This window comes from Cellvibrio sp. UBA7661 (assembly GCA_002483365.1).
Lineage (GTDB): Bacteria > Pseudomonadota > Gammaproteobacteria > Pseudomonadales > Cellvibrionaceae > Cellvibrio.
In genome coordinates this window covers 71,945-80,560 of the sequence record DLHT01000007.1, presented here as the reverse complement: position 1 = coordinate 80,560, position 8,616 = coordinate 71,945, and the positions used below count along the sequence as shown (strand labels likewise).

General features: G+C 50.5%; 10 protein-coding genes. 1 reads left to right on the top strand and 9 read right to left on the bottom strand.

Annotation, left to right across the window (positions count from 1 at the left end; all coding sequences use genetic code 11):
- Positions 1–58: 58 nt before the first annotated feature.
- Complete coding sequence (locus B2739_RS07245) at positions 59–472, top strand: DUF6524 family protein (protein ID WP_331345197.1); 414 nt, start codon at positions 59–61, stop codon at positions 470–472.
- A 75-nt stretch (positions 473–547) separates the two neighbouring features.
- Here B2739_RS07245 and B2739_RS07240 read toward each other — a convergent pair whose 3' ends face one another.
- From B2739_RS07240 to rplI, 9 genes are all read right to left on the bottom strand, one after another.
- Positions 548–1,423 (bottom strand): alpha/beta hydrolase, encoded by an 876-nt coding sequence (locus B2739_RS07240; protein WP_331345196.1) that lies wholly within the window; start codon positions 1,421–1,423, stop codon positions 548–550.
- A 63-nt stretch (positions 1,424–1,486) separates the two neighbouring features.
- Complete coding sequence (gene smrA, locus B2739_RS07235; protein ID WP_331345195.1) at positions 1,487–2,071, bottom strand: DNA endonuclease SmrA; 585 nt, start codon at positions 2,069–2,071, stop codon at positions 1,487–1,489.
- A gap of 136 nt (positions 2,072–2,207) precedes the next feature.
- Positions 2,208–4,145 (bottom strand): acetate--CoA ligase, encoded by a 1,938-nt coding sequence (gene acs / locus B2739_RS07230; protein WP_331345194.1) that lies wholly within the window; start codon positions 4,143–4,145, stop codon positions 2,208–2,210.
- Positions 4,146–4,348: 203 nt separating this feature from the next.
- Positions 4,349–4,570, bottom strand: a complete 222-nt coding sequence (locus B2739_RS07225) for a hypothetical protein (RefSeq protein WP_331345193.1) — start codon at positions 4,568–4,570, stop codon at positions 4,349–4,351.
- Positions 4,571–4,647: 77 nt separating this feature from the next.
- Positions 4,648–5,028: an aspartate 1-decarboxylase gene (panD, locus tag B2739_RS07220; RefSeq protein ID WP_331345192.1), complete on the bottom strand. Its 381-nt coding sequence runs from the start codon at positions 5,026–5,028 to the stop codon at positions 4,648–4,650.
- Between the two features lie 39 nt (positions 5,029–5,067).
- A complete protein-coding gene (gene panC, locus B2739_RS07215; protein WP_331345198.1) occupies positions 5,068–5,919 on the bottom strand; it encodes a pantoate--beta-alanine ligase in 852 nt (283 codons plus the stop codon).
- Positions 5,920–6,040: 121 nt separating this feature from the next.
- Entirely contained in the window at positions 6,041–6,565 is a 525-nt protein-coding gene (locus B2739_RS07210) for an MOSC domain-containing protein (RefSeq protein ID WP_331345191.1), read from the bottom strand.
- Positions 6,566–6,592: 27 nt separating this feature from the next.
- Entirely contained in the window at positions 6,593–7,999 is a 1,407-nt protein-coding gene (gene dnaB / locus B2739_RS07205) for a replicative DNA helicase (protein ID WP_331345190.1), read from the bottom strand.
- Between the two features lie 163 nt (positions 8,000–8,162).
- Positions 8,163–8,609, bottom strand: a complete 447-nt coding sequence (gene rplI / locus B2739_RS07200; protein ID WP_331345189.1) for a 50S ribosomal protein L9 — start codon at positions 8,607–8,609, stop codon at positions 8,163–8,165.
- Between the last annotated feature and the right edge of the window lie 7 nt (positions 8,610–8,616).

Sequence of the window (8,616 nt, the reverse complement as noted above, 5' to 3'; positions counted from 1 at the left end):
TTGCAGTTATTACTTGAATCCGCGCGTCATTAAAATATAAATTTGCAAGGAAATTATTATGAACCTAACCGCCAGCGGTGTTGCATTACGTTTTTTGTTCGCGCTTTTATTGGTACTACTCAGCTACAACCCCAGTGGTTATTCTTTTTTTCACTGGGTTTATAACAGCATCCATCACATTACGCCCTATATTGTGATTGCTGGTTTAATCCTGCTCATTGGCTGGGGTATTTATATCAAAGCAACGCTCAACTCTCTTGGCATTGTCGGCATTATTGTATTGGCTGCGCTATTCGCGAGCTTGGTGTGGCTATTTATTTACTGGGGCTTTTTAAGCGTTTCTGATATTTCAGCCATGGCTTGGGTGATTGAAATTTTACTCGCCGCCCTGCTTGCTGTTGGTATGTGTTGGTCGCACTTCACTCGCCGTATGAGTGGGCAAGTGGATGTGGATGAGATTGAAGAGCGCTAATAATGAAAGGGGATTAGCCAATGCATTGGCTAATCCTCCCTCTCAAATTGTTTTACTACTGCTGATAAAAAATAATTATTTGGCACTAGTCATATCCCGCTCCAATCCACTCGGGCCTGCAGGCTTTTTATTTTTCCACACCCACATTAATCCACGCACATAGCCATCACCTTTTACCGTGGTGTGATCAAGCCCTTGCATTGCATAATTTTGCAATTCGAATCCTTGGTATTTACGTGCTGCCAACTGCTGCTGAAAGTTGATGATTGGATCGCGAAAGGCTGGGTACTCTGTACTGCCATAAGATATAAACATACGACCATTAAGCGATTTATGTGTTTTGGCGTAGTTGTTATCCAACTTAACCAGCGCTTGCTTGTCCCACTCCACCGCAGGACTTAACGCGATAAAACCGCTAAAAAAATCAGGCGCTTGATAGGCAGCGCTAATGGCAAACAATCCGCCCAATGAATTACCGGCAATCACCCGGTCAGTTTTTTCACCGCGGTATTGTTTTTCAATAAGGGGCGCAACCTCATGCTGGATAAATTTTAAAAATAAATCCGCCCTGCCCGATCCTTCATCGACAGCAGTAAAGGTGTAATCCATACGCCTTTCTTTGCCATAATCAGCTGATGAAGGATAGGATAAACCCACCATAATAAATTCGGGCACCAGATTGTCGTAAATCAAGTTGCCATAAGTGGATACCAGCAGCGGGGTATCCCAATAGGCATCCAGATAATAAAGCACCGGGTATTTTTTATCGGGATTGGTGTTGTAACTAGAGGGATAAACTACCACCAGTTCATGTGCGCGCCCGGTGTGTTTTGAGCTGATGAGAATAATTTCGGTGTTGTTCAAAACAAAATGTTTAACGCTCTGCTGGGCGCAAACAAAATGTGCGGTTACAACGAAAACCAACAATAAAAAAATCTTGGCACTGCGCATAGTGTTACTCCCAACAGATAATTATCACAACAGAAAACCGTCTCAATTGATTGAAAAATACTGCTAACGCTTGTTATGTAGTTCCCAATTTTCCAGCTTTTTCTTGTCGCTTTTGCGCAACAACACATAGGTTGCGCCCACCCAGCCGTGACGCTTTTGCGCCGAGTGAAAGGCCATAACTTCATCTAATTGTGGCAGCCAGTGGGCAACACAGCTTTTTAATTGCGCCGGTTGGTCGCGACCTTCGCCTTTGCCGTGGGTGATAAGTGCACAGCGGATGTCGTTGGTCATGCAGTCTTTTATAAACTGAAAAACGGCGCTGCGCGCTTGTTCAACGGTCATGTTATGCAAATCCAGGCGCGCATCAATTTGGTATTTGCCCATACGCAAACTGCGGTACACACCGTGTTGCACACCATCGCGTTTGAATTCAATCACCGCGAGTGGGTCAAGCGGTTCTATGTATTCGCCGGAGAGGAAATTTTTATCTTTAGCGAGTTCCGCGGTTGCCGCTTTGCGGCGGGTTTCGATACTGGTTTTATCCTGATGCGTGGGTGCGAGCACCACTTTTTCTTCCACTTTGATGGGTTTAACGCCCTTCATTTGGGAGAGGAAAAAATCGACATCTGAGGGATTGTTGGTAGACATAAGCGGACATCTGGACAGCAGTAAGTGAGTTGAAATTGTAAAACAAAAAGCCGCCCTTGTGAGGCGGCCTTTGTTGTACGCATCCCGGATCAATCAGGATGAATTCTGTTGCACTGAAAATTACTTATTGGCGCCCTTATTTATTGGCACGATTGGCAATCAGCTCATTTACCACGGCTGGATCCGCCAGGGTTGAGGTATCGCCCAGCGAATCCAATTCATTGGCAGCGATTTTGCGCAGAATGCGGCGCATGATTTTGCCGGAGCGGGTTTTGGGTAAACCCGGTGCCCACTGGATAATATCCGGGCGGGCGATGGCGCCAATCTCTTTTACCACCAAGGCCAGCAATTCTTTTTTCAGTTCATCGCTGGGCTGCTCGCCAGCCATCAGGGTCACATAGGCATAGATGCCTTGGCCTTTGATGTCGTGTGGGTAGCCAACCACAGCGGCTTCGGCAACCTTATCGTGCAAGACCAAGGCGCTTTCCACCTCTGCGGTGCCCATGCGGTGGCCGGAGACGTTTAATACATCGTCCACGCGGCCGGTAATCCAGTAGTAGCCATCGGCATCGCGGCGCGCGCCGTCACCGGTGAAGTAGTAGCCGGGATAGGTGCTGTAGTAGGTGTCGATGCAGCGCTGGTGATCGCCATATACCGTGCGAATCTGGCTAGGCCATGCCGCTTTAATACAGAGGTTGCCCTCACCGGCACCGATGATTTCTTTACCTTCCGGATCAAGCAACACTGGCTGAACACCAAAGAATGGCACGGTAGCGGAACCGGGCTTGAGGTCGATTGCTCCAGGCAATGGCGTAAGCATGTGCGCACCGGTTTCGGTTTGCCACCAGGTATCCATAATAGGGCAGCGACTATCGCCCACTACGCGGTAGTACCACTCCCAGGCTTCGGGGTTAATCGGCTCGCCCACGCTGCCGAGGATTTTTAAACTGGCGCGCGAGGTTTTGGTGACGTAATCATTGCCTGCACCCATGAGTGCACGAATCGCGGTCGGGGCGGTGTAGAAGCTGTTTACGCCGTGTTTGTCGATCACTTGCCAGCAGCGCGAGGCATCGGGATAGGTGGGCACACCTTCAAACATCAAGGTAGTCGCGCCATTGGTGAGCGGGCCGTAGACGATATAGCTGTGGCCCGTGACCCAACCTACGTCGGCGGTACACCAATAAACATCGCCCTCTTGATAATCGAACACATATTTGTGAGTCATGGCCGCTTGCAACAGGTAGCCGCCGGTGGTGTGCAATACGCCTTTAGGTTTACCGGTGGAGCCGGAGGTATAAAGAATAAACAGCGGATCTTCCGCGTCCATCACCTCTGGCTCGCACTCATTAGCTTGGCGCTCCACCAAATCTTCGTACCAGAAATCGCGTTTTTCATCCCAGGCGATATCACCGCCAGTGCGTTTCACCACGATACAAGTGTGCACGCCGGGGCACTGCGCCAAGGCGACATCGGCATTCTTTTTCAGCGGGACACGTTTGCCGCCACGCAGGCCTTCATCGGCGGTAATCACCACCTGACACTCGGCATCCTGAATACGGTCTTTCAAGGCTTCGGGGGAGAATCCACCAAATACGATGGAATGGATCGCACCAATACGCGTACAAGCGAGCATGGCGTAGGCAGCTTCGGGGATCATCGGCATGTAAATGCAGACGCGATCGCCCTTCTTAACACCGCGCTCGCGCAAGGCGTTAGCCAAGCGACAAACCTGATCATGCAGTTCCTGATAGGTAATAAATTGGTCTTCGGAAGGGTCATCACCCTCCCAAATAATGGCGGTCTGTTTGGCGCGCGTGGGCAGGTGGCGGTCGATACAGTTCACGCTCACATTTAACTTGCCGCCTACAAACCAGGCCACTTCACCTTTTTTAAGATCGCTCTTGGTCACTTGCGACCAGGGTTGCTGCCAGGTCAAAAACGCCTTGGCCTGCTCAGCCCAGAAGGTATCTGGCGAATTGACAGATTGCTCGTACATTTCCTTATAGCGCGCCAGATTGATTGCCGCCTTGGATTTAAAATTTTCAGGAACCGGATACAAGTGAACGTCTGACATGCTTATCTCTCTTTGCCTTTATCTTGTTATTACATCAGGAGGGCAGTAACGGATGAAAACTGCGACAGTCTAAATCCGCACTTTCGATAATGACCAAGCTTAGCAGGGTTGAGACTAAAATCTCAATGACAACGTTGTCCAATACAGTGCAAAAAACATAAAATCGCACCGGGATGAGGCGTAAAGCCCCAATGCCTCATTTGTTACGGCTTTCTAGTGCCGGGGCCTTCGCGATCTAACCGCTCCAGCTCTTTTGCATAAGCTTCCATATCTTCCCAATCAAACGCCGTACCAGCGTTGATGTGATCCGGTTTCAACGCCCGCTGCTTGGCATTCTCTTGCAGCGTATGTTCTTTTTCCGGCTCGCCATCAGCCTGTTGCAATCCTTCAAAACGCTTGAGGATATCGTCTGGTTTTGTGGACATAATCGCCTCTTTGTAAAATCCAGCACCAAAAAAAAGGCCGCTAAGCGACCTTTTCTTTATACGTAAGCAATCGCCAATCAGGCTACTTGCATGGGAATCGTATTGGAGGTGCGATTCACTGTATTGTCTTCGTTGAGGTATACCAACTTCGGCTTGTGGCTGAGCAACTCAGCTTCGGTGAAATGGCCATAAGTGGCGATAATCACGCGATCGCCCACCGCCACTTTGCGTGCAGCTGCACCATTCATAGAAAAGGTACCTGAACCGGGTTCAGCAAGGATGATATAGGTGTGGAACCGCTCGCCGTTGTTGACGTTGTAAATATCAATTTGCTCGAACTCACGCATACCGGCAAGGGCTACCAGATCAGCATCAATCGCACAGGAACCGTCATACCAAAGCTCTGCCTGGGTAACGGTAGCCATGTGTAACTTGGCTTTAAGCATATGTGAAAGCATGGAATCCTCCGGGGAATCACTTGAGTAGCTTGCTAACAACTAGCCAAGAACTACCGAAACGTTGTCAATTAACCGTGCGCCCTGTGTATACATGGCGCCGAGTATAGTGATCTCCCGATCATCGTGTGCCGCCATTTCCAGCGTACGGCTATTGCAAATACTGATGTAATCCACCCGAAACCCGCTCGCTTCTATTTGCGCGCGCGCCTCGTCCACCAGTACTAAAAAATCGCGGCGACCATCAATTATCGCCTGCTTGATAGTATTCAAACTGTGGTTGAGCACCGCTACTTTAGGGCGTTCATCCGCAGCGATAAAACCATTGCGCGAGCTCATGGCCAAACCATCGGCTTCGCGGAAAATCTCACCCGCAGTAATTTTAATGGGGATGCACAAGTCTTCCACCATACGGCGGATCACCGCCAACTGCTGGAAATCCTTGATCCCAAATACTGCTTCATCCGGCTGGACAATATTAAACAACTTGGTGACTACAGTTGTCACGCCCTCAAAGTGACCGGGGCGACTGGCACCGCAGAGCACATCGGTCATAGTCGGCACAATTACGCGCGTCTGCTCGGCCATACCGTTGGGGTAAATCTCTTTTTCATCGGGGCAAAACAGGTAATCGCAGCTAACCGATTCCAACTTGGCAGTATCGGCCGCCAGGGTGCGCGGATATTTATCCCAATCCTCGTTCAGACCAAATTGCAGCGGATTGACAAAAATACTGGTGACTACCACATCACAATTCTTTTGGGCGATCTTGACCAGTTCAAGATGGGCGTTGTGCAAGTTGCCCATGGTCGGCACAAAACCTATGCGCTTACCGGCCTTACGCTCAGCGGCCAATGCTTCCCGAAGGGATTGGATATGGTGAAAAACCTGCATGTTCATGCCTCACTCTGCCCATCAAACAGGCTGGGATTTGGGCGCGCGATAATACACGCTCAGGCAGGAGAAGTATATTTTTTGAACAAAAAATAACCAGAAAAAATGGGGGAAACCGCATCTAGGGAAATAGCCGAACCTGATCACCCACGTGCGGCAGGCGCACCACAACATCGCCAACGCGCATCAGTCCACCCTGAATGACTTTGGCGCAGAGTCCGCCGTAGCCAAACATCGCTGCTGTACCGCCGGCACCCAATGCTTCATCCATACGCGAGCAGGGGTGACAGAGAGCGTTGGTTTCGAGGATCACTTCGCCGATTTGCAGACGTTGGTAACGCAGCAAATTCATGTTCATGCCAGAGATCACCAGATTGCGGCGCAGCAAGCGTGGATCAATGGTAGTGTGACCTGTGTGATGGCAAATTTGCTGGATGTATTCGCTACTGATCAGCGTTACCTGGCGCGCCGAGCCGGGTGTTTTTTTCATGCGATGGTCACCCACCAAACCCAGATCCACTACTGCCTCAGCCTGCCCCACTACGACAACTTCGCCGCGCCGCTCGCTGCGCAAACCAATCCACTCCAGTTTACCGGGAGCGATGTTGGTACAGAGTTTATCGAGCAGGCGGGCTTGGCTGTTCATCGGGGAATCCCAAAAGGATTGGAAGAATTAATAGTGGTCTTGCTGCATGTACTCAGGTGCAAGGTTATCAAAGCGGGTGTATTTGCCGATAAATGCGGCGCGGCAGGTACCGATTTCACCGTTACGCTGCTTACCGATAATCAGTTCGGCGATGCCTTTATCGGGGCTGTCTTCGTTGTAGTATTCGTCGCGGTAGATAAACAGGATCACGTCGGCGTCCTGTTCAATAGCACCGGATTCACGTAAGTCGGAGTTCATCGGGCGCTTGTTGGGGCGCTGCTCTACACCACGGTTTAACTGCGAAAGCGCAATCATTGGACACTCAAACTCTTTCGCCATACCTTTGAGCGAGCGGGAAATTTCCGAGATCTCCTGGGTGCGGCCATCGCCACTCCCAGCCACCGTCATCAACTGCAGGTAGTCCACCATAATCATGCCGGGGTTGCCGTGCTCGCGCGCAATGCGGCGGATGCGGGCGCGCATTTCTTGCGGATTCAAACCACCGGTATCATCAATAAACAACAGCTTGTCCTTTAACTTGGCCACTGCCGAAGACAGCTTTGGCCAATCCTCTTCGGTCAGTTTACCGTTACGCATTTTGCCCTGGTCTATACGACCAATCGACGACATCATACGCATCACAAGCGCAGACGATGGCATCTCCATACTGAAAATAACGACAGGCTTGGGCTGATTGAACAGCGCACCTTCGACAAAATTCAGCGCCAGCGCCGTTTTACCCATCGACGGACGTGCAGCAAGGATGATCAATTCACCCGGCTGCCAACCCGAGGTGCGCTGGTCGAGCTCGGTCAGGCCTGAGGGCACACCGGTAATATCACTGCCGGAACGAAACAGCTCGTCAATACGCTTGACTGTCTCTTTAAGCAATTCATTAACACCGACCAAACCACCTTCTTTAGGGCGATCTTCGGCGATTTCGGCAACGCGTTTTTCAGCCAGCTGCAGCAGGTCATCAGAATCCAACCCAGCAGGGTTCATACTGGACTTACTAATGTCCTGCGCCGCAGCGATCAGTTGGCGCAGGGTTGAGCGCTCGCGCACGATTTTGGCGTAAGCGGCAATGTTGGCGGCACTCGGAGTGTTGTTGGCCATTTCGACCAAATAGCCCAAGCCGCCTACACGCTCCAGCTCATCATGCTTGTGTAATTCTTCCGAGAGAGTAATGACATCCAGTGGCTGACCAGCTTCCTGCAAACCCAGCATCATGCGGAAGATCAGTTTGTGGTCATCGCGAAAGAAATCCGCTTCTGAAATCACTTCCAGCACGGCATCCAGACGATTGTTATCGAGCATCAAACCACCCAGCACCGATTGCTCGGCCTCGACCGAATGCGGCAATGCGCTATGGCCGGATAACTCGTTGGCGAGGCGATCCTCAAAGCTGGTGGTGTCGAAACTGGATTCAGGCATAAGTCGTTGGAATACGTATTGGTTTTTATAAAAACAGGTTATCGGCCAAATCGAGTGCAAAAAAAATCGGGCACTAGCGGCACAACCAAAAGGTTGTCGATAGTGCCCGATTTCACCTTGCTTGTCAGCAAACGCTGACTTGCAACGCTAATGCGCCAAAGAATTACTCTGGAACAACAGCCAATTTAACAGCCTGGATCACTTCAGCGTGCAACTGAACATCGATCTCGTATTGACCGATTTCACGCAGAACGCCTTGTGGCAAGCGAACTTCAGATTTGCTAACCGCAACGCCAGCAGCAGTGATCGCGTCAGCGATGTCGCGAGTACCGATAGAACCGAACAGACGGCCTTCGTCACCAGCGTTGGCAGCGATAGTCACAGCCAACTGTGCAAGCTTCTCAGCACGTGCAGTTGCATCAGCAATTTTTGCAGCCGCAGCCGCTTCCAAATCAGCGCGACGCGCTTCGAAGTCAGCGATGTTTTTTGCAGTAGCAGCAACCGCTTTGCCTTGTGGCAACAGGTAGTTACGGCCGTAACCAGACTTAACGATAACTTTGTCACCGATAGCGCCTAATTTACCTACTTTATCGAGCAGAATAACTTCCATCTCTATT